Genomic DNA, 21,522 nt, shown 5'->3' on the forward strand with positions numbered 1-21,522 from the left:
ATTGATTCCTCTTCCCTGTCCGGCAGGCTTAAGCGAGCAACTGTGCCCAATCCAGCGCAGGGCTGTCAGTGAGCACGTAACCTTTGCCGTGCAGGCTCAGGTTGGCGTTGTAGGCCTGATCCTGGGCGAAAGCGGCTGCCCATTTTTCCATCAGAGCCGCGAGCGCTTTCGGTGCCTGCGGCAACTCGCCCTGATGGATGACCTGCACCGCGGGTGTCCAGACGGTCAGATAACCGGCCTGCCCCGCGCTCAGGCACAGATCGACATCGCTGAAACCATCAACAAAGGCGCTGTCGTCCAGCCCCCCCAAAGCGTCGAACAGTTCTTTGCGGACCATCAGGCACACGCTCGATACCGCCGAATAGTTCTGTTCCACCGTCAGGCGATGCAGGTACCCGTCAGCGTCGTGTTTCTCACCGACGAAAGCCGAACCGACGCCACCGTTCATGCCGAGGATCAGGCCGGCCTGACTGATCTTGCGATCACGGTCGATCAGTTTCGGACCGACCACGCCGACCTCCGGACGCAGGGCGTGGTTGAGCAGTGAGTCGAGCCAGTTCGGGTTGACCACTTCTGCATCAGCAGCCAGCAACACCAGATACTCGCCCCGCGCCTGACGACTGGCCGCGTTGAACAACGCCGTTTCGCTGAACGCCCGATCGGTGCGCAGCACCTGGACTTTGGAGTGCTGATAGGTGCCGAGCCAGTCATTGAGCTCTGCCGTTTGATCCGCCGCGGCGGCGATCAGCACTTCATATTGGTGATAACGGGTGCGCAACAACACGCCTTCGAGGCAACGTTGCAGCACCGCCAGATTGTTACCGGCCGGAATAATGATCGACACCAGCGGGCGATCACTGTGGTGGTAGTCGATCTGGTAAACCCCGGGTACCGCAGAAGTGACCTTGGCCTTGTAGCCGCGATTGCCCAAATGACGCAGCAACGCCAGACGCTCGTCAGGATTCTCTGCCAGTTCTGGGGCTTGGGTAATCAGCAGCGGCTCATCAAGGTGCGCCAGGCTGTTGAGGCCATGCTCTTCGATCAGGCGCAACAGCACATCAAGCTCCAGCGCCTTGCTGAAGTCGGCGCGGTAACCTCCGATTTCCACCAGCGCATCGCGGCGGACCAACCAGTGCCGCGCCATCAGGGTTGGCAGGCTCAGCAACAGGTCGAGGTTGAAACCTGGTCGGAACACGTCCACCAGTACACCGTTTTCCTGGCGCTGGATTTCGTCCGTGGACACTGCACGGCAATCGCCGGCGTTCATCAGTTCCAGACTGGCACGCAGCAGGCCACTGGCGGTGAACTCATCACCAGCCTCTGCCAGCAGCAACCAGTCGCACGGCGACTGACGCGCACTCTGATTGAGCTTGTCGACCAGATTGCCCGGTGTCACCCGGACAAAGTGCAGGGTGTTCTGTGAGGTGGTTGCGGCCGGTGCTTCGCCGGTGGTGAACACGACAATCCGGAAGGCCTTGCACTGCCCTTCCAGCAAGCTGTCGAGAGAGACCTGAATCTTGTCAATGTCGCCATCCAGATCCAGCAGAAAAATGCCGAACTGCGGGCCACCGCCATTCTCCGCCAGATGTTGGCTGATTGCCGCGACCTGCTGCTCGTCTGGTGCGCGTGCGGCCAGCCATTTGAGCAGGCGACCGGACTGCATCTTTTCCATGACTGCATGATGATCTTCGATGGTCAAAGCTTCGAGGCGCTCGATCCATGCCTGCATATCCCGGGCTTCTTCTGCTTCGCCCATCGACACCAGTTGCGTCGCCAGACGCTTGACCACGGTACGGTTGAACGCATTCAGGTCATGGGCCTGCCAGAGACGGTCGAGCACACTCTCCGGCGTGTCGTTGTTGCGTGCTTGCAGCAAGTGCGCCTGACGGGTCCAGACGCCCTCAAGCCCTTCCAGTTGGATGCGCCCCGCCGGCATGGCGTGCAGCATGAATTCGAACTGCGCCAGGCGGTCGAAGAACGCCTCGTTGTAGAACGGCATTTCGACGTACTGCAATGGCCCGAACCGGCGATCCGGCTGCTTGAGTTCCTGATTCCAGGTGGACTGGATGATCAGTTCCGCCGTCAGTGCCCGGCCCGATTGCAGGCTGTCGACCATCGCTTCGAAACTTCGCAGGGCGAACGCCTTGCCCTGCTCGGCGTCGAGATTCTTGACGTCGGTCGGCAGCGCGGCGAGGAACTCGGCAAACGCTTCACGCTCGGCTACTGACTTGGCATCGACGTAGGTCAGCGAGTGATACACCTCGGTACTGTGTTCGGACGCACCATAGTTGATCTCCCGTACCACATAAGGCATTGGCAGAATCCGCGCCTTGGCACTGGCCAGCAGGTAGTAGACATGGCCGATTTCCTGCCATTGAAAACTGGTGCCCGGCGGTAGCGCCGAGTGCCATTTCTTCATCAGGTCAGTACGGGTCACCGCGTAAAACGGCGGGATGTACTGACGCATGTAATCGATGACCCGATCCTCAGCCTTTTCAGCGCAGTAGTCTTCCTGGACCTTCTTGTCGCGGCGGTAGTAGCTGACGCCACCGGCCAACGTCAGGTACATCAGGCAATAGCCGTGGCACATGCCGTAATCCGGATTGGCATGCAGGAAGCCAACGGACTCAGCCAGGGAGTCGTGCAGGATGAAGTCATCGTCAGCCGCCAGCACCATGTAAGGCGTGGTCAGTTGCTCCACACCATAAGCCAGTTTGGCCTGCATGCCCCAGTAGGCAAATTGCGGCACATGATGGTAATCGACAGCGGAAAAATCCCCTTCCGGCCGCTCGGGTGTGGAGTCCAGCACCATGATCCGGCAGGGCAAGCTGCTGTAATACTTCACCGCCCGGCGCAGAAACGCCGGCCGATTGTGAGTAATCAGCACCACGGTCAACAGCTCGTTGAGCGGTAGCGCCAGTTCAGAACTGTACTTGCCTTGCATAACTTCTCTCCACAACCGGCGACTCGCCGAGATAACGCTTTGGTGATGTTGCGAATTAACGAACGCGACGCAGATAGCCGTCCGGCGCCACGGTGATCAACAGTTTGTTTTGCAACTGCTGGTCGATCTCGAAATCCTTGTTCTCTTCCAGGTATTTCCATACCGCGGTTTTCGGATTGTCGCCCGGACCCCATGGACGATCCGGGAAGAAATCGGCGGGCATGTCTTCGACCACGGTGTCCATGACCACACAGTAGCTGTCGACCGACACCAGCGGTGCGTACAGGCGCAGCTCTTCGAGGACGTGATCGTGGGTGTGGTTGGAGTCCAGTACCAGAATGACCTTCTTGCCTTTGGCGGCGGCTTGCACCTGGGCAGCGATGGCCGCGTCGATGCTCGAGCCTTCGATCATTTTGATGCGCTTGGCCATCGGGTGGCTTTCAATCGCTTCACGGTTGTGTGGGCGAATGTCGAGATCGATGCCCAGTACTTCGCCGTGACCCTGCAGCTCCAGCAATGAGGCGTAGTAGATGATCGAACCGCCGTGGGCGATGCCGCATTCGATGACCAGATCCGGCTTGACCTGCCAAATGATCTCCTGCATTGCCATCATGTCCTGAGGCAACTGGATGATCGGGCGGCCCATCCACGAGAAGTGGTAGCTGTACTTGTGTTTGGCCGATTCGTTGAAGAAATCACGGGCCAGGCCAGTGAGTTTCTGGTCGTCACCCTGCTGGGCGATCTGCTCACGGCATTCGGCTTCGAAGGCTTGATTGATGCTGTTGTCGGTCATATTCAAAGTCTCAATGGTCACTGGAACGAAGCGCTGTCAACGGCGTGATAGACGTAGCGTCCACCGGTCATCCGCTTGATCTCTTCGAGGTAATTGGAGTTCATCACAAACAGGTTGGCGCCTTCGGGCAAGGCGTCCATGGCTTCTTGCGGCGAGGACACACGTGCGCCGCTAAGCGGCAGATAACGCCCCTGCTTGGCCGGGTTGATATCCACCACACGATCCACCGCCACACCGGCGCGCTGCAGGAAAAGCGAATAGATCACGCCTTTGGACGAGGCGCCCCAGATTGCCGAGCCCTGCTCGGGGGCGGACTGGATGATCTGCACCGCGCGTTCAAGGCTCGCGGTGAAATCGTCCGGCAACATCAGGCGTGGCACCGGTTGCTGCGGAGTCAGGCGCAACGTCGAAAGGTCGGCGACGATGTACAGGTATTGGCCGCCAAACAGGTGGCCGGCCTCGTGCACCGTGTCGAACATCCGGCGCAGGTCATCGAGGCGGAAATAATTGACGTGTTCGTAGAACAGGTCGAACCAGGCCTTGTGCTCGAGGATCCAGTCGAAGCACGGCACCTCGATGTAGATCTGCCCGCCCTGATTGGCTTCGGCGATCACCGACAGAAAGCTCACCGGGTCTTCGATGTGTTCAAGCACATGGCGCAGCACGATGGCGTCCGCCGCCAGACCGAGGCCACGGGTGAACGGCGCCTTGATCACGTCGGCATTCTCGCCTTCGTAGGCCGGATCGATCCCGGTGATCGAATAACCGAGGCCCTTGAGCAGCTCAAGGAAGTAGCCCTTGCCGCAGCCGACTTCGATCAGTTCCTGGCCCTTGAAGTGCCTGGCGATGATGCCTTCGACGTCGCTCAGGTGCTTCTGAAACTGGCCGGAATGCGCCTGCTCGTTCTGGTAGTCGGCGTCATAGCTGAGCTTGTCGGCATCGAACGCCGCGTTGAAGATCAGACCGCTGCGCTCATCCTGTACCAACAGCATGTCGGCACTGGCCGAGGCTTTCGCCGACTCCGGGTCAGCGAAGGTGCGGTTCTGCAGCACCGGCAAATCGGTGACCCGATACAACTCGTGCCTCATTGCGACTCTCCCAGTAGCTGTTGCAAACGCTCGGTCACGGCCCAGAACGCCATCGGCTCATGGCTCGGATAAGGGTAATGGCCCAGGTTCAGATTCAGTCGCGCACCGCGCTCGCGCAGACGTTGCTCAACCAGTGCACGCACCGATACCGGTTGGCCGCTGGCGCAATTGATCACGCCGTTGAAATCGCGCTGATGCACGATCGTGGCGAGGTAATAGGCGGCGCTGGCGATCGGCAAAAAGTCACGCAGTTGCTCGCCACCAGACATGTTGAACGACGCGTCCCCGGCATCGATCGCCCGGTCCAGCGCCGCCAGCAGACTGTTGGCGTTCTGCCCTTCGCCATGCAGGTAAAACAGCCGCGCCCACTGCAAGGTCAATGGCTGTTCCTGCTGCAGGTTTTGCAAAAACAGGTGCAACGTGTGCTTGGCCAGCCCGTAGGGATTGCTCGGCCGTGGCTCGGTGGTTTCGCTGAGCGGGCCGCTTTGCATGCCGTATTCGAAGCAGGTGCCGGTGACCAGCACTTGTTTCACGCCCGCCTCGACCGCACCTTTGATAAAGCGGTAGTCGGCCATCAGGTTGTGCTCGAAATGGAACAGTGCGCGATAGTTCGGCAAGCCCGGCCAGGCCAGATGCGCCAGCGCATCGACACCTTCGGTCAACGCGATTACGTCGAGATCGGCGGCGTGAATATCCGCTGCGACGAATTCAACGTCATTGATCCACGGCATGCCCTGCGCGGTTTCTGCGTTGCGTGCCACTGCACGAACGGTGCAACCACGCGCCAGCAATGCCGAGACCAAATGTCGGCCAACGAAACCGGTAGCGCCTGTGACGAGGACTTTCACAGCACTTTCAACTCAGGCACGGCAATCACGAAGTGGCCATCCCACTGGCGCACTTGCGCCAGTTGCTGGCTGACTTCGTGCAGCAGGTTCCATGGCAGCACCAGCACGTAGTCCGGTTTCTCGATGTCGATCTGCGCCGGCGCGACAATCGGGATGCGGCTGCCCGGCAGAAACTTGCCCTGCTTGTGCGGATTGGCATCGGCCACCCACGCCAGCAAGTCAGGTTTGACTCCGGCGTAGTTGAGCAGTGTGTTGCCCTTCGCTGCGGCGCCATAGCCGACCACGCGTTTACCGTCAGCCTTGGCCTGCAACAAAAAGCGCAGCAGTTCATGCTTGATGCGTTCGGCGGCAGGCGCCAGGGTCGCGTAGTACTCGGCGGTTTTCACGCCCGCATCCAGTTCAGCCTGCAGTTGTTGCTGCACCGCCGGTTGTACTGCGCGACGCTCGCCGTCCTTGCGCTGGACGAAGACGCGCAGCGATCCGCCGTGGGTGGTCAATTGGCTGACGTCGAAGACTTCCAGACCGTTGCGCTCGCACAGAGTCTGCACGGCAGTCAGCGACAGATAGGAATAGTGCTCGTGATACAGCGTGTCGAACTGCGCGCCGGCCATCAGCGTCAGCAGTTGCGGGAATTCGAACGTGGCCACGCCAGTCGGTTTGAGCAGCGTGGCGAAACCACCGAGGAAATCGTTGATGTCCGGCACATGCGCAAGCACGTTGTTGGCGGCCATCAGGTCGGCGCCCCAGCCTTCGCTTTTCAACTGCGCGGCAGTGTCGCGACCAAAGAACAGCTCACGAATTTCCAGGCCCTTTTCCCGCGCCGCTTGCGCTGTGCTGCGGGTCGGCTCGACGCCCAGACACGGAATGCCGCGACCAGCGACGTATTGCAGCAGATAACCGTCATTGGCGGCGACTTCAACCACGCGGCTGTCAGCCGTCAGGCCAAAGCGCTCGACCATCTCGGCGACATAGCGCTCGGCATGCGCTAGCCAGGTGCTGGAAAACGAACTGAAGTAGGCGTATTCAGCGTCGAAAAGGCTGTCGGCACTGGTGTAATCCTCGGTCTGCACCAGCCAGCATTGCTGGCACACGGCGACCTTCAATGGCACCCATTGCTCGGCCTGCTCCAGGCGATCGGCGTGCACGTATGCATTGGACGGTGGCGAGGTGCCGAGGTCAATCAGCGGCAGGCTCAGCGGTGCGGCGCACCCACGGCAGTTCATAGACGCACTCCAGCAAAGTGTTGATCGAGCGCGGGATGGCTGGAATCACGCGCTGACAAATTATTGACAGGCAACGGCCAGGCAATCGCTAGCCGTGGATCGTTCACCGACAAGCCGCCCTCATGCTCCGGCGCGTAATCGGCGCTGTGCAGGTAAAGCAGCTCGGCGTCCTCGGTCAGGGTCTGAAAGCCGTGAGCGAAGCCGGCCGGAATCAGCAGGCTGCGACCGTCGCCAGCCTTCAGATGCTCGGCATGCCAGTGCAGAAAAGTCTCGGAGTCCGGGCGCAGATCCACCGCCACGTCCCACACCTCACCGCGCAGGCAGGTGATCAGCTTGGCTTCCGGGGCGTTGGCATTCTGGTAATGCAGACCGCGCACACTGCCCTTCTCGCGGGTGCAGGAATGGTTGATCTGACGGATATGAAACTCGCTGCCAAACGCACTCAGGCTGCCCTCGCAGAACAGTCGGGCGAAGTGTCCGCGCTGATCTTCGAAACGCTTGTGCTCGACGCTGAACAATCCGGCCAGCGGCAACGCCTTCAAGGAAAACTCGCTCACAGCGCGCCTCGGTACAGGTTCAGTTGGCCGAGGGTCACTGCGCGCATGTCATCACCGCTCTGCCATGCCAGGTGCCAGTCGAGGGTCTGAGCCAAACATTGCTGCAAGGTCCAACGCGGTTGCCAGCCGAGCAGTTGGCGCGCGCGGCTGCTGTCCAGGCGCAGCAGGCCAGCCTCGTGCAGTTCGCTCGGTTCAATGCGCAGACCACGGGCCTGCGGCCAGCGGCTGGCGAGCAGTTCGACCACTTCGCCGACGCTGCACATGTCCGCTTCGCTCGGGCCGAAGTTCCACGCTCCGGCATACTCCGGGCCTTGTTCGTAAAGGCCGGCGGCCAGTTGCAGGTAACCGGCCAGCGGCTCCAGCGCGTGCTGCCAGGGGCGTACGGCTTGCGGGTAACGCAGGGTCACCGGCTCGTCTGCCGTCCAGGCTTTGAGCACATCGGGAATCAGTCGCTCTGGGGCGAAATCACCGCCGCCCAACACATTGCCGGCACGCGCCGTGGCCAGGGCCAAACCGTGCTCGGCGTACTTGTCAGCCGCAAAGAAAGAGGCGGCGTAAGACTGTGCCAACAATTCGCAGCAAGCCTTGCTGCTGCTGTAAGGATCATGTCCGCCGAGGGCTTCGTCTTCGCGGTACGGCCACAGCCATTCCTTGTTGGCGTAGACCTTGTCGGTGGTCACCAGTACGCAGGCGCGCACGCAACCGACCTGACGAATCGCTTCGAGCAGATTGAGCGTGCCCATCACGTTGCTGGAATAAGTGCCCAGCGGATCGCGATAGCCTTCGCGCACCAGCGGTTGAGCCGCCAGATGCAAGACGATTTCCGGCTCGGTGTCGGCGATGATTTCGAGCAAGGCGCCGAGATCACGCAGATCGCCGCGCTGATCGTTGATGCCTTCGTGGACTCGCGCCAGTTCGAACAGGCTCGGCTCAGTCGAAGGATCGAGGGAAAAACCGCTGACTTGCGCGCCGAGGCTTTGTAGCCACAGGGTCAGCCAACTGCCCTTGAAACCGGTATGCCCGGTAACCAGCACACGCTTGCCACGCCAGAAGTCTGCACTCAGGCCCATTGCTTCCATGGGGCCTCCCCGCTCTGCCACAGCGCTTCGAGGTGGTTCTTGTCGCGCAGGGTGTCCATCGGATGCCAGAAGCCTTCGTGTTCGAAGGCGTTCAGTTGTTCATCCTCTGCCAGACGCGCCAGCGGTTCGGCTTCCCAGGTGGTTTCATCGCCAGCGATATAGGACAGGACTTTGGGCGACAGCACGAAAAAGCCGCCGTTGATCCAGCCACCGTCGCCACGAGGTTTTTCGGTGAAACCGAGCACCTGATCGCCTTGACGCTCAAGGGCACCGTAGCGGCCGGGTGGCTGCACGGCGGTGACGGTCGCCAGACGACCGTGGGCTTTGTGGTAATCGACGAGCTGAGCAATGTTGATGTCGGAAACGCCGTCGCCGTAAGTGAAGCAGAACGCCTCTTCATCTTGCAGATAACGCGCGGCACGCAGCAGACGACCACCGGTCATGGTTTCCTCGCCGGTGTCGATCAGGGTGACGCTCCACGGCTCGCTGTAGTTCTGGTGCACGTCCATGCGGTTCTCGCGCATGTTGAAGGTGACGTCGGAGGTGTGCAGGAAGTAGTTGGCGAAGAAGTCCTTGATCGCATAGCCCTTGTAGCCCAGGCAGATCACGAAGTCGTGAATTCCGTGGGCGGAATACTGCTTCATGATGTGCCAGAGAATTGGCTTGCCGCCGATCTCGATCATGGGCTTGGGCTTGAGGTGCGACTCTTCACTGATGCGCGTGCCGAGGCCACCCGCCAAAATAACTGCCTTCATCGTCTCCCCTCTTGTTCTTCACCGGGCTGCGCATGGCTTCGTTGAGCGATGCGGGCCATCTGGCTAACCCTTTTGCCGCCTGCGGCGCCGCTGCGATGACCGCGAGCGCTCGTTTTATGGCGATTTGAGGAGGACTTGCAGGAAACGCGCCAGCTCCGCTGCGTCAGGTGCGCCGCGAGGCATGAAAAAAGGGATGAATCCAGCAGCGGATTCATCCCTTTCATTGCGCTGCATCAACAGATTGAGCGATCAGCCAAACAGGGCGAAGCCATCGACAGTCGCCGGCAGGTCGTAGACTTGGCCGTCGGCAGTCTGCAGGTGCTCGATGTTGTTGAACCCGGCATACCACCCCGCCAGTTTCACGCCGTTGTCCGGCACACTGGTGCTGCCGTCGTTGCCGCTGTGCAGGTAGGCGTCGTCACCGATACGGGTGACGTTCAACTGGCTGGCGTTGGTGATGGTGTTGAGGATGAGCGTGTCGTTGATGTCCAGCCCGTAATCCTGAATCGTCACCAGGCCGCTGGTGTTGACCACGTAGGTGTCATCACCCTGGCCACCGTAGGCGCTGCCGCCGGAATTCGACTGGCCGGCCAGGTTGAGAATCAGCAGATCATTCCCGCCGTCGCCATTGAGCACATAGTTGCTGCCCGTAGCCGTCAGCACATCGTTGCCTTCACCGCCAAAGGCCATGCCCCGACCCAGCGTGATGGTGTCGTTGCCGTCATCGCCACTGGCCCAAGTGAACAGACCATTGCGGGCACCGACGATGACATCATCCCCCGCGCCACCCGACAGAGCGTCGGACTGCCCGGCCTTGTCCAGACCGGACGCCAGGCCGCCATAGATATGGTCATTGCCATCGCCACCGGTAATCTGGTCGTCGCCGGCCCCGCCCTCGAGGATGTTGTCGTCCGAATTGCCTTGCAGCGAATCGTTGTACTGGCTGCCGCGCAGGCCTTCGATATCGATGTAGATATCGTAGAGCGCAATTCCGCTCTGCGGCCCCCAGTTCAGAGAGGCGCTCAGGCCTTCAGCGCTGTCGTCGTAACTGACGATGTCGATACCGGCGCCGCCTTCAAAACGGTCGCCACCTGCACCGCCCAGCAACACGTCATTGCCGGCACCGGAGATGATGGTGTTGGCTTCGTCGTTACCGTAGCCGGTGAAGTCTGCAGTGCCGGTGTACGTCAGGTTTTCAATGAAGGGGTCCATGTGCATCGATGACAGGCTGGTGTACAGCTGATCGGTACCGCCCATGTAGCCCTCGACTTCCTTGATGGACACACCGACGCTGTTGATGGTGTACACATCGTCACCCGAACCACCTTCCAGCGTCACGCCGCCGACATTGGCGGTGAAATGATCAGCGAACGAAGAGCCGATAACGTGCTCCACATTCAGCAGCGTGACACCCGGCGCCCCGACACGCGGGCCGATGTCGATACTGACGCCATCCAAGGAGTGGCGATAGCTCACAGTGTCGTAGCCGTCGGCGCCATCAACGGTCATCGCGTTATCGAGCAGATACACCACGTCATCGAAGTTCGAACCCTGGATCGCTTCGATGCCGGTAAAGGTGTCTCCATCTGCAATGGTCAAGCCATCATAGTTGGTGAAGTCCTGGACGCGCACACCTTCAAGGCTGTCGGTGTAGCTGACGGTATCGTAACCATCGCCACCGACAAAGTGGTCGGCACCGGCGCCGCCCCACAGCCAGTCATTGCCCGCACCGCCGATGATCTCGTTGTCACTGGCGTTGCCGTAACCCTTGAAATCGCCGTTGCCGGTAAAGGTCAGTTTCTCGATGAACGGGTCCATCTTGATCGTGTTGAGGCTGGTGCGCAGCTCGTCGTAGCCACCGTTGTTTTCTTCAATGAGGGTCACGCCTTCGGCGTCGACGGTGTACAGATCATCACCGCCACTGCCGTCAAGCGTCACGCCACCCACGGAAGCGGTAAAGGTGTCGTTGTAGAAACTGCCAACCACCTTCTCCACCGAAACCAGCGTGTCGACCTTGCCATCAGCCCCTATGACCGTAACAACGCCAGCGCCAACCTCGACACCGACTCCCGTACTCATTCCATAATAGGTCGCCGCATCAAACCCTTCACCGCCGTCCAGCACGTCCGATCCTGCGCTGGCCAACAGTTGATCATCCGACTCCATTCCATAGAGCTCGTCATTGCCGTGGGTGCCAATCAGGACATCCGCTTCACTCGTTCCATTTACTACTGTCATTTGCTTCTTCCTTGCGTTGTTGTCGAATACGGAAATCTGTCACCTCAGATACCGGCCGGACAGGTCTTCACTGGCCGTGCCAATTGAGCACATGGAAAGGTATCGACAGAAAAATCCCGATGCTTGAGCCCGCTGCCAAAAAAGTATCCGACTTGATACAAAAACCTTTTTGCCACGCAAAAAAAAACAGGCGACTCGAAAGTCGCCTGTTTCTCATAGGGCCGTACGCGATTCGATCAATCCGCCAGCCAGCCACTCTCCCAGTAACGCAAGTTGTCGCCACGCAACACGTAGTCTCGCAGCACCACCTCACGCAACTCGTCCCCCATGCGGTAGCTGGCATCCGGGTCGGCCAGGTGCATGCGGATAGCCTGCAACCATTCATCGGTGCTGTTGGTCTTGACCCGGGTGCATGGCAGGTAACCGCGATAGGCCTCGGTGTCGGTGCAGATCACCGGGTAGCCGCAGGCGCCGTACTCCAGCAGACGCAGGTTGCTCTTGCAGTCGTTGAAGATGTGGAATTCCAGTGGCGCCAACGCCAGATCGAGATTCAGGCTTGCCAGTTTGGCCGGGTACACTTCCAACGGGATTACCCCGTGGAATTCATGCATGTACGGACGCAGATCATCCGGGCACATGCCGAAAAACACCCAGTCGACTTCGTTGGCCAGCTCACGCACGACATCGGCGATCACCGCCAGGTCGCCGTGGTGACTGGTGCCACCGCCCCAGCCGACCCGCGGTTTTTTCGAAGTGCGGCGCTGGCTGCGCAGGCCGGTCCAGAGATTCTGGGCAAGCATGTTGGGAACAACGCGAATGTCGTGGTGCATGTCCGACAGCGCATTGGCCAATGGCTGGGTCGATACCACCACGCGATCGCACAAGCCGATTGCCTGGCGCACCATGCGTTCCATCTCCTGCTTGTTGGGCATGTTGCGGATATGGGCATTGCGATGGGGAACGTCGATCACATAGTCATCGAGTTCAAAAATCCGCCGGGCATGGCAGAACTTCTTCAACGGCGGGATTTCATCGATCGCACCTTGCGAGTAGCGCCCTTGCAGAACGATGACGTCCGGTGACTGACGCTCGATTTCAATGATCGACGGCAAGCCGTAGCGAATGCAGCCTTCAGCGCGGTTGGCCGCTTCCAGCTCGATCAGCGGCTGACTCATGCGGTAGTGACCAATGGCAGATGCATTGATCGGCACGGCGAGTACGTTGGGCAATTGCGGTCGCGAAAAAGCCGTCCAGCCGGTGCGCAAACCCGGCTCAAGACTGAAACTCGTCGCACCGACACCCTGCAATGACAGGTTGACGTTGAAGGCTGGATCACGGGCAATACGCGACAACCAGCGCGTGTAGAAGGTCTCCTTCTCATGCATGTGCTGCTGGCCTTCTTCGGCTGTCGCATCGACAGTTGGCCGCACCCCCTGGGCCAGTAAGGCATATGGCGTCCACACCACCAGATAACCTTCCTGGCCAATGCGCAGACACAGGTCGACGACATTGAGCGCCTGCTTAAAATCCTGCTCATCGAGCCCTGCGACAGACTCGAAAACGGCCTTGCGCACCATCACGCAATCACCGCCGACGGCACTCAGGTCATGGGTCGCCTGCAGCCGGAACATGTAGCCGTCGGACTGCAGCGACTGCCCATAAAATGGCAACCCGACGGCTCCTTGCAGGCCGAGGATCATGCCGGCATGCAATACGTAACCGTCCGGGTTGAACAACTTGGCGCCGACCACGCCGACTTCCGGGCGTTGCGCCTGATTGAGCAGTTCGTCCAGCCAGTCAGTGTGGGTGATCACCGAGAAGGTATTGAGCAGCAGCACGTACTCGCCACGGGCCTGCGTCACCGCACAGTTATGCAGGGCCGCCATGTTGTCATGCTGCGGGTAGCTCAGGACGCGAATCCGCTCGCCCCCCAGCTGCGCCATGCCGTCCAGCCATGCCAGCGCCTCGGCGCTTTCACTGCCGTTGTCGACCAGCAACAACTCGTACTCGGAGTAAGCGGTTTTCTCCAGCACGGTCTCGACACAGCGCTGCAAGGCAGCGGTCTGATCGCGCGTGATGATGATGATCGACACACGCGGACGCCGGGCGTGCTGATAGTCGACTCGATTGAGCAACTCGCAACTGCCACGACGAATGCCGTGAGCAATCCCCATACGCTGCAGATGCGCTTCGAGCACCCGTGGATTCTGTTCGATCACCGCCGGCTCAGCCAGCCACCCAGACAGATCGAAAGGCGATTCAAGCAGGACTTCGGCAACGTGCCCGACCACCTGCGGACCTTCGCTCTCGACCATTCGCCACAGCATGTCGTGAGGCGCCAGCTCGGCGAACGTCGTATCGAATCCACCGAGCGCCAGGAAACGTTCGCGCTTGAACACCAAGGCACGCCCGACATACGGATAACTGCGCATGAGGTCGAGGTTGAAATCCGGTTTGAACGCGGGCTCTGCCGATTCGCCATCGCGCAGGCTGCCTTCATCGCTGTACATGCAGCTCAGCCATGGCGAATGCGCAATGCGGTCAGCCATGACCAGCAAGGCCGGCATTACCAGACGGTCCCCAGCCTGTAACAGGTAAAACCAGTCGGCACCTTCGAGTTGCGGCAACAGTGCGTTGATCTGCCCCAACCCGTCATCCTGCAACGGCATACGGAACACTCGCCCATCCAGCATGGGAACGGAGCAGGAGGCGGACAACAGCAGAATCAGCTCCGGCGGATAGTCCTGGGCTGCGAGTGCTTCCAGCGTCCGTTCGACGCCATCGCGACTGCCCTGGGCATCCATGATGATCGGCACAATTCGCGGCTGCTGCGGCCAGGCGGCCAGAGTTTCCGGGAGCAACTTGCGCTGCCCTTCGGTCAGGCTGCGGCATTGCAGCCAGTGCGCATAAAGTTCGGCGAAGCTCCAGCTATCGATACCGACACACCACTCCTGGCGACTCTGTTTGGTGCCTAGCGTTCGGCTCAGCGGCAGCTCTTCCCAGACACGCGGTGATTCGTCAGCCTTGGTCAGCTGGATATAACGAACCCAGCCCGGGGCAGGTGCAGATTCACCGCTGCGAGCCTTGAGCATTTGCAGAATCCACTCGCGCTCGACCTCAACCGCGTCTTTCATCGGTTGCTGCGCACTCAGACGTTCCGGGTAGAGCCGTTCGGCGCTGAGCACATTATTGGACACCGCCAGATTGCCGCGCCGCAGCAGGCAAACGTACAGGGCGAAATCCAGGGTCGCGACAAAGCAGTGGCCCTCTTGAGTCAGCACCGGCAACAGCTCGACGAGATCCGCACGTCGAAACAAGGCATTGGTGAAACCGCCCAGCACATTGACCGGGAATTTTTCAAAAATGCCCAGCAGGTCGTCACCCTTGAACAGACCGCTGTGGGGTGACAAAGAAGTGTTTTCCAAGCGCGCCGGCAGGATGATGTCGTTGGCGTCCCAGAACAGACGCTGAGCCAGCACCAGGCTGACTTCCTCGCGCAACATCTCGTGCGCCTGCTGCTCGATGCAGGCAGCATAGAGATGGTCATCGTCACAGAGGAACTTGACGAATTCGCCCTGCGCCTGATCGAGGCACGCCTTGAGGTTGCCGACCATGCCCAGGGTGCGCGGGTTGCGCACATAACGCACGGCAACACCGGACTGCTCAGCCACGACGGTGACAATCCCTTCGATCTGCTGGCCCCGACTGTCGTCGCAGACAATGATCTCAAGGTGCGCGTATGTCTGACTGACAGCACTGTTCAATGCCCGCTCGAAGAAACGCGGATTGAAGGCGGGAATAACGAGGCTGACAAGAGGAAGTGAATTCACGGCGGGCTCACAGGCGGTACGAGCCCGCTCGGAAAAGCGAGCCCTTGATACCGCTAAAAAACAAAACTGAGGGACAAGGCAACCGGGCGCTTACGCGCCCGTTGGCGTCAGATCTTGTTGAACAGACCCAACTGACTGATCTTGCTGAACGCCAGTTGTGCAGCCTGCAGCATGGTTTGTTGCAAGGTCAGGCGCGTCATCACTTCAGCCGGATCCGAATCGCGGATCGAACCTTGAGTGGTGGTGTTCGCGGTACTCAAGCTGTCGTTCGTGGAGGCTTGCATATCCAGCGCCTGGCCGCGAGCACCAATTTCGGTGACCGCGGTGCCGATTTGATTGCTGGCCGCATCGATGTTGCCGATACCTGCCTCCATCGCGCCCTGGAATTGTTGCTTGGCCACCGGATCACCATCGATCGGTGTGTTCAGTGCTGTGATCATCTGACCCAGGGAATCAAGCACGTTCTGGGTCTGGTGATCGTTCGATCTGATCGAAAACTGATCGCCGGCGGCCGGCGCAGCGCCCAGCGCGAAAGTGACGCCCGCAGCAGTAGCATTGCTACCCACGACAGTCCCCGAGGACACGGGTTTGCTGTCGGCAGTGACCGGCGCTGCGTACAGATCGAAAGCGGTGGCGCTGGTGAACTTGAGGACTGCGCCACCCTGCGGGAAGGCTGCCGTGTACGCTGCCTCGTCGGTGATGCTGGACCCCGTGATCACCGCAGTCGACGAGTTGCCAGGGCTGCGCGTGGTGGAAAACGAATCCGGCGCAGTCGACAGCTGGAAGCTGTGGCCGGCAATGACCGCGTCCGGGTTGGTGTCACCGGTCTTCAGGTTGATGTTCAGCTTCATGTCGACGCCACGGAAGCTGACCGTCTGGTTGGCACCGCTACTGTTACTGACCAAGCCGTTCTGGCTTGCTTCAGCAGTCACATCGTTGCCCAAGGCATCAGTGATTTTCAGTTGGGTGCTGCTGAGGAAGCTGACGGTGTAAGGCTGGCCAGCGGTGAACTTGGAGTCATAGGTGGCGGCTGTGCCGACTGTACCGTTGGACAGCACGACGCGCCCGTCATCCACGGCTGGCGCGGTCATGGTGACGTTGGTACGCGCGGTATTGATGGTCTGCTGGAAAGCAGCCCAACCAGTGGTGTTGGTGCCGACCGTCATGCCATCACCGATGCCCAGGTTGATCGTGGTCTGATCACCGTTGTAGGAATAGGTGCCGTCAGCATTCTGCGAGTACGGCGCAGTATCAGTTTTCGAACCGGAGAACAGGTAGTTGCCGCCAGCATCCTTGGCGTTCATCAGGCCCAGCACTTGTTGCTGGATCTGGCCCAGTTCCGAAGCGTAAGCCTGGCGATCCTTGTCGGTGGCCGTGCCGTTGTTGGCGGCGAGAGCGAGTTCCTTGGCGCGCGCCAACGCGGTGGTGATTGAATCCAGCGTGGACTCTTGCACGTTCAATGCACTTTTGGTGGTGTCGACGTTGGTCTTGTACTGATCCAGCATTGCGGCCTGTTGACCCAGCTGCAGCAAGCGCCCGGCACCGACCGGATCATCGGCCGCGGTGTTGATGCGCTGCAGGCTGCTCGCCTCGCTGGCGGTGGCAACGGCCTTGTTGAAATTACGCTGATAGTCCGACGCTTGCGTGCCGTAATACTGGGCGGTGGAAATGCGCATGAATTACGACTCCTTAAAGGCTGTTAATCAGTGTGGCGAAAGTTTCCTGCGCAGCTTTGATGATCTGCGAAGACGCTGTGTAGTACTGCTGGTATTTGACCAGGTTGCCGGTTTCTTCGTCCAGGTTGACCCCGGACAACGAGTCGCGAGCACCTTTGGCGTTATCCAGAATCGCCGTGGTGGCCGCGCTGTCGGACTTGCCTTGGGCGGTCTTGGTACCGACGTTGGTGACCAGCTTGTTGTAGGCGTCTGTCAGGCTGATGCCCTTGCTCGCCGAACCGGTGTCGACGGTCTGTTGCGTTTGCAGGCCAACCAGGGCCTGCGCATTGCGATTGTCCGAGGACGCCGCACCGGTCAGGTTCATGGTGAAGGTTTCGCCGGACTTCGGCGTGCCGCCGACGGTAGTCTGCACCGTGAAGGTCTTCTGTACGTTCGGCGTGACGGTTGTGTCCATCACCGGGTTGCCGCTGGCATCGACGACGCCGACTTGCAGGTTCAGCGTGTTCGATTGGCCAGGAACGATCGTGCCGGTGCCAATGGTTGCCCCCTTGGCATCCACCAGGTTGTACGACTGGCTGCCACCGCTCGCCGCGCCGAACACCAGCTTGACCGGCGTCGAGTTCTTCAAAGCCGCCTGCATATCAGCCTGGGCAGTCGGGTTGTAGATATCAATCTTGTCGCTGAGCGTCGGCTGAGTGTAAGTCCCCAGGCCGGCAGCGCTGGCCACGCCGGTCAACGGACCTGCCGCAGCAATTTTCTTCGGATCGGTGAGCACCGTCTGGATGCTTGTGGCCGCATTACGGGTCGGAGTCACTTTAAAGGTGTCACCGGCGCTCAACGCACCACCATTGAGTGCGAGGGTGAAACCGTCGATCACTGGCGGCGGATTGGTCGTAGTGCTGAAGGCGCCCAGGTCGGTACCGTCAGAACGCTTGACGGTGTAGTCAGTGGCGCTGGTGAACGTTACCTGATAATCGCTGGTGGTCAGCTTGCCGGTGTCCTTGATGGTGACATCGAGGTTGCCCGAACCTGCACTGTTACCCGACTGCGCGATGCTGCGCTGACTGATCAGTGCGGCACTGTTGATGTTGTTGAAAATCGCCGCGCCGAAGTCACCGTTCTTGTCGATGCCTTGGGCTTGCTGGCTGTTGACTTGATCAGCGATCACCAGCGCCACTCGGCCCAACTCGTTGAGTGACGGGTCAAGGACTTCTTTGCGGTAAGTGAGCAGGCCGCCAATTTCGCCACCGCTCATCGCCGAAGTGATGTCGATGGTGCTCGAACCGCGATCCATCTGGATGGCCATGCGCGACGGATCGGTTTTGCTCGCGACCATGCTCAGCGTGTTGGTGGTGTTGCCGATCACCAGCGGCTGACCGCTGCCAATGTAGACGTCGAAACTGGTGCCACGCTCAACAACCTGTGCGCCCGTCAGTTCGGAGAGCTGGCGAACGGCTTCGTTACGACTGTCCAGCAGATCGTTCGGCGCGCCCCCGCTGGTGGAGATCTCACCGATCTTCTGGTTCAGATTGGCAATCGAAGTGGCCAGTTTGTTCACCTGGCCCGTCATGTCGCCAAGGCTGCCGTTGATGGTGGTGTTCTGATCGTTGAGCTGTTTGGCGATGGTATTGAAACGACTGGTCAGCGCCTGAGCCCCCGTCAGCACCGATTGACGCGAGGTATCATCGGTCGCCGACGTCGAAACGCCCTGCATCGTCGTGAAGAATTTTTGCAGCACACCGGTCAGGCCGGTGTTGGTGTCCGACAGCATGGAGTCCAGCGGCGTAGCCTGGGCCAGAAAAGAGGCCGACTCGCTGTCGAGCGAGGTTGCTGTGTGCAGTTGGCTTTCCAGATATGAGTTATACACCCGGCGCACGTCAGCCAGGGTCGTGCCCGTACCAATGAAAACAGTGCCGAACTGCTGCGAGGATTTGGTGCCCTGCACGGTTTGCTGACGTGAATAACCGGCGGTGTCGACGTTGGCAATGTTGTTGCCTGTCGTAGCCAAAGAGGACTGGCTGGCCGACAGTCCCGACATCCCGATATTGAGCAAACTCATGGTTCAGACCTTATACCTTGTGCCTTATAAAGGCGTGGTGGATACACCCGCCGCAGCGTAGTTTTGGAAACTGTTCATCTGCTTGGCAATCTGCGAAATCTTGTTTGCGTAGTTCGGGTCGGTGGCGTAACCGGCCTTTTGCAACTCGCGTACAAACTGTTCTGGGTTATCGGCCGACTTCAGCACATCTTGATAGCGATTATTGCTCTGCAGCAAAGTCACCAGATCATGGAAGCTGTCCTTGTACGAGGCGTAGGAACGGAACTCGGCCGTCTCCTTGACCATCGCGCCATTACGGAACTCGCTGGTGATTGCCCGGGCCGAATCACCCTTCCAGTTACTGCTGGCCTTGATGCCGAACAGGTTGTGGCTGCTACTGCCATCCTGTGCGCGCATGACCGATTTGCCCCAACCGGTTTCCAGTGCCGCTTGCGCCACCAGATAACGTGGATCGACACCGATACGGTCAGCCGCTTCCTTGGCCATGGGCAGCATGGTGTTGACGAATTCGTCGGCGGAGCTGAAGGCTTTCTTCGCCGGGGCCAGCGGAATCTGTGCCACCGCACGGCCGTAAACCTGCATCTGCCCGCCGGAAGCCTTATCGGCCTCGGCGCGTGCCAGCCAGTCGCCGTTGTACAACGGACCTGCGCCAGTGGTGGCGGCCGTCGTAGCGCGCTGTGGCAATTGTGTCGCGGCGTTCGTCGCAGTGGCCGACGGCACCAGACCCGCGAGCAGGCGATCAGCCAGTTTCGGTGGCAAAGCCAAACGCCGCTGATTGATCAATGCCATGTCGTTGCGATGGTCCAGTTGCGTGTTCGGCGCATTGACTGAACGCGAGGCCCACAATGGACGTTCGCCATTGAGTCGCGACAACGGGCCATGGGTGGCGACCGTGCCAGCGGCAACCGGCGTTGCCACGGCAGCAGCCTTGGCTTTGGCTTCTTCCTGCTTGGCGGCGGACGCGGCCGCCGCCTCGCCGGACGCCAGGGGCTTGTTCTTCGACATCTGGCGCATCAGCACGTCGGCCAGACCGATACCACCGCCCTCGCGGGACAGCGACACCGCCAGTTGCTGGTCGTACATTTCCTGATACTGCTTGGCCGCCGGCGTGTTGAGCGGATTGTCCTGCCCCAGCGCCTCGGTGGCCGAACGCATCGACTTGAGCATCTCGCCGAGAAACAGCGACTCGAACTCCTGCGCCACTTTGCGCATGTTCGCATCGCTGTCCTTGTCGCCAACCTTGAGCTGGTTCAGGCGATTGAGGTCAGAGTAAGAACCCGAATCGCTGCTACTGACCAGCCCGCTCTTGCGCATGTCCATGGTCGTCGTCCTCAGATCACGATCAGGTCGGCTTGCAACGCGCCGGCCTGCTTCAGTGCTTCAAGGATCGCCATCAAGTCACCCGGCGCCGCGCCGACCTGGTTCACCGCCCGGACGATCTCGTCGAGGGTGGTGCCCGGGCCGAACTTGAACATTGGCTTGGCTTCTTGCTGGGCATTGACCCGCGAGCGCGGCACAACGGCAGTCTGGCCGTTGGACAACGGGCCCGGCTGGCTGACGATCGGGTCTTCGGTGATGGTCACGGTCAGGCTGCCGTGTGTCACGGCGGCTGGCGAGACTTTCACGTTCTGACCGATGACGATGGTGCCGGTACGCGAGTTGATGATGACTTTGGCCACCGCCTGACCGGGGTCGACTTCAAGGTTTTCCAGAATCGACAGATAGTCGACACGCTGGCTCGGGTCGAGCGGTGCGGTGACGCGAACCGATCCACCATCAACGGCCTGCGCCACACCAGGGCCGAGCATGTCGTTGATCTTGTCGACGATGCGCTTGGCAGTGGTGAAATCAGAACGATTGAGGTTCAGCGTCAGGCTGTTGCCCTGATTGAAACCACTCGGCACCGAACGTTCCACCGACGCACCGCCAGGAATACGACCGGCCGACGGAACGTTGACAGTGATCTTCGAACCGTCGCGACCTTCGGCATCAAAACCGCCCACCACCAGGTTGCCCTGAGCGATGGCGTAGACATTACCGTCGATACCCTTGAGCGGCGTCAGCAGCAACGTGCCGCCGCGCAGGCTCTTGGAGTTACCGATGGACGAAACGGTGATGTCGACTTGTTGACCCGGTTTGGCAAACGCAGGCAAATCGGCACTCACCGACACCGCCGCGACGTTTTTCAACTGCACGTTGCCCGACCCTGCCGGCACCTTGATACCGAACTGCGAGAGCATGTTGTTGAAGGTCTGCAGGGTGAACGGCGTTTGCGTCGTCTGGTCACCGGTGCCATTCAGCCCGACCACCAGGCCATAGCCGATCAACTGGTTGGAACGCACGCCCGAAATACTGGCGATGTCCTTCAACCGTTCGGCTTGTGCATTGAAGGCCGCCGACAACAAAAACGCGGCCACCATAAGGCTTCTGAA

Annotated in this window: 14 protein-coding genes and 1 pseudogene; all 15 read right to left on the reverse strand. The window is 60.1% G+C overall.

The window, feature by feature from the left end:
- Positions 1-28: 28 nt before the first annotated feature.
- The 15 genes and pseudogenes from AACY50_RS08540 to AACY50_RS08605 all read right to left on the reverse strand — a co-directional run bounded on the left by AACY50_RS08540 (position 29) and on the right by AACY50_RS08605 (position 21,510).
- Positions 29-2,944 (reverse strand): TIGR00180 family glycosyltransferase, encoded by a 2,916-nt coding sequence (locus AACY50_RS08540; RefSeq protein ID WP_339432623.1) that lies wholly within the window; start codon positions 2,942-2,944, stop codon positions 29-31.
- 55 nt (positions 2,945-2,999) lie between these two features.
- Positions 3,000-3,737: a cephalosporin hydroxylase family protein gene (locus AACY50_RS08545; protein ID WP_339432624.1), complete on the reverse strand. Its 738-nt coding sequence runs from the start codon at positions 3,735-3,737 to the stop codon at positions 3,000-3,002.
- Between the two features lie 17 nt (positions 3,738-3,754).
- The gene (locus tag AACY50_RS08550; RefSeq protein WP_339538442.1) at positions 3,755-4,825 is read right to left on the reverse strand and encodes a class I SAM-dependent methyltransferase; all 1,071 of its coding nucleotides are present in this window, start codon (positions 4,823-4,825) and stop codon (positions 3,755-3,757) included.
- Positions 4,822-5,673, reverse strand: coding sequence for an NAD-dependent epimerase/dehydratase family protein (locus AACY50_RS08555; RefSeq protein WP_339538443.1), 852 nt, complete (start codon positions 5,671-5,673; stop codon positions 4,822-4,824). Before AACY50_RS08555 ends, AACY50_RS08550 begins: the two co-directional genes overlap by 4 nt.
- Positions 5,670-6,896: a class I SAM-dependent methyltransferase gene (locus AACY50_RS08560; protein WP_339538444.1), complete on the reverse strand. Its 1,227-nt coding sequence runs from the start codon at positions 6,894-6,896 to the stop codon at positions 5,670-5,672. Before AACY50_RS08560 ends, AACY50_RS08555 begins: the two co-directional genes overlap by 4 nt.
- The gene (rfbC, locus tag AACY50_RS08565) at positions 6,893-7,453 is read right to left on the reverse strand and encodes a dTDP-4-dehydrorhamnose 3,5-epimerase (protein WP_339465193.1); all 561 of its coding nucleotides are present in this window, start codon (positions 7,451-7,453) and stop codon (positions 6,893-6,895) included. The genes AACY50_RS08560 and rfbC overlap by 4 nt, the downstream gene beginning before the upstream one ends.
- A complete protein-coding gene (rfbG, locus tag AACY50_RS08570; protein WP_339538445.1) occupies positions 7,450-8,532 on the reverse strand; it encodes a CDP-glucose 4,6-dehydratase in 1,083 nt (360 codons plus the stop codon). Before rfbG ends, rfbC begins: the two co-directional genes overlap by 4 nt.
- The gene (rfbF, locus tag AACY50_RS08575) at positions 8,514-9,287 is read right to left on the reverse strand and encodes a glucose-1-phosphate cytidylyltransferase (RefSeq protein WP_339432630.1); all 774 of its coding nucleotides are present in this window, start codon (positions 9,285-9,287) and stop codon (positions 8,514-8,516) included. The genes rfbG and rfbF overlap by 19 nt, the downstream gene beginning before the upstream one ends.
- Before the next feature lie 249 nt (positions 9,288-9,536).
- Positions 9,537-11,525: a calcium-binding protein gene (locus AACY50_RS08580; RefSeq protein WP_339538446.1), complete on the reverse strand. Its 1,989-nt coding sequence runs from the start codon at positions 11,523-11,525 to the stop codon at positions 9,537-9,539.
- Positions 11,526-11,761: 236 nt separating this feature from the next.
- Positions 11,762-14,329: a glycosyltransferase gene (locus AACY50_RS08585; RefSeq protein WP_445261475.1), complete on the reverse strand. Its 2,568-nt coding sequence runs from the start codon at positions 14,327-14,329 to the stop codon at positions 11,762-11,764.
- Positions 14,330-14,833: 504 nt separating this feature from the next.
- Positions 14,834-15,355: pseudogene (locus AACY50_RS28720) on the reverse strand (glycosyltransferase family 2 protein); the annotation flags it as partial.
- Between the two features lie 107 nt (positions 15,356-15,462).
- On the reverse strand, positions 15,463-17,031 hold the full coding sequence (locus tag AACY50_RS08590) for a flagellar hook-associated protein 3 (RefSeq protein WP_339432633.1): 1,569 nt from the start codon (positions 17,029-17,031) through the stop codon (positions 15,463-15,465).
- 13 nt (positions 17,032-17,044) lie between these two features.
- Complete coding sequence (gene flgK / locus AACY50_RS08595) at positions 17,045-19,090, reverse strand: flagellar hook-associated protein FlgK (RefSeq protein ID WP_339432634.1); 2,046 nt, start codon at positions 19,088-19,090, stop codon at positions 17,045-17,047.
- A 24-nt stretch (positions 19,091-19,114) separates the two neighbouring features.
- A complete protein-coding gene (flgJ, locus tag AACY50_RS08600; protein ID WP_339538447.1) occupies positions 19,115-20,410 on the reverse strand; it encodes a flagellar assembly peptidoglycan hydrolase FlgJ in 1,296 nt (431 codons plus the stop codon).
- Positions 20,411-20,421: 11 nt separating this feature from the next.
- Positions 20,422-21,510, reverse strand: a complete 1,089-nt coding sequence (locus AACY50_RS08605) for a flagellar basal body P-ring protein FlgI (protein WP_221732045.1) — start codon at positions 21,508-21,510, stop codon at positions 20,422-20,424.
- Between the last annotated feature and the right edge of the window lie 12 nt (positions 21,511-21,522).

Origin of the sequence: Pseudomonas sp. RA_15y_Pfl2_54, assembly GCF_963971015.1 — a bacterium.
In the GTDB taxonomy this organism is placed as follows: Bacteria; Pseudomonadota; Gammaproteobacteria; order Pseudomonadales; family Pseudomonadaceae; genus Aquipseudomonas; species Aquipseudomonas baetica_A.

Excerpts from the sequence above, each read along its gene's own strand:
- AACY50_RS08540 (WP_339432623.1), bottom strand. The coding sequence starts at position 2,944 with ATGCAAGGCAAGTACAGTTCTGAACTGGCGCTACCGCTCAACGAGCTG.
- AACY50_RS08545 (WP_339432624.1), bottom strand. The coding sequence starts at position 3,737 with ATGACCGACAACAGCATCAATCAAGCCTTCGAAGCCGAATGCCGTGAG.
- AACY50_RS08550 (WP_339538442.1), bottom strand. The coding sequence starts at position 4,825 with ATGAGGCACGAGTTGTATCGGGTCACCGATTTGCCGGTGCTGCAGAAC.
- AACY50_RS08560 (WP_339538444.1), bottom strand. The coding sequence starts at position 6,896 with ATGAACTGCCGTGGGTGCGCCGCACCGCTGAGCCTGCCGCTGATTGAC.
- rfbG (WP_339538445.1), bottom strand. The coding sequence starts at position 8,532 with ATGGAAGCAATGGGCCTGAGTGCAGACTTCTGGCGTGGCAAGCGTGTG.
- rfbF (WP_339432630.1), bottom strand. The coding sequence starts at position 9,287 with ATGAAGGCAGTTATTTTGGCGGGTGGCCTCGGCACGCGCATCAGTGAA.
- AACY50_RS08580 (WP_339538446.1), bottom strand. The coding sequence starts at position 11,525 with ATGACAGTAGTAAATGGAACGAGTGAAGCGGATGTCCTGATTGGCACC.
- AACY50_RS08585 (WP_445261475.1), bottom strand. The coding sequence starts at position 14,329 with ATGGATGCCCAGGGCAGTCGCGATGGCGTCGAACGGACGCTGGAAGCA.
- AACY50_RS08590 (WP_339432633.1), bottom strand. The coding sequence starts at position 17,031 with ATGCGCATTTCCACCGCCCAGTATTACGGCACGCAAGCGTCGGACTAT.
- flgK (WP_339432634.1), bottom strand. The coding sequence starts at position 19,090 with ATGAGTTTGCTCAATATCGGGATGTCGGGACTGTCGGCCAGCCAGTCC.
- flgJ (WP_339538447.1), bottom strand. The coding sequence starts at position 20,410 with ATGGACATGCGCAAGAGCGGGCTGGTCAGTAGCAGCGATTCGGGTTCT.
- AACY50_RS08605 (WP_221732045.1), bottom strand. The coding sequence starts at position 21,510 with ATGGTGGCCGCGTTTTTGTTGTCGGCGGCCTTCAATGCACAAGCCGAA.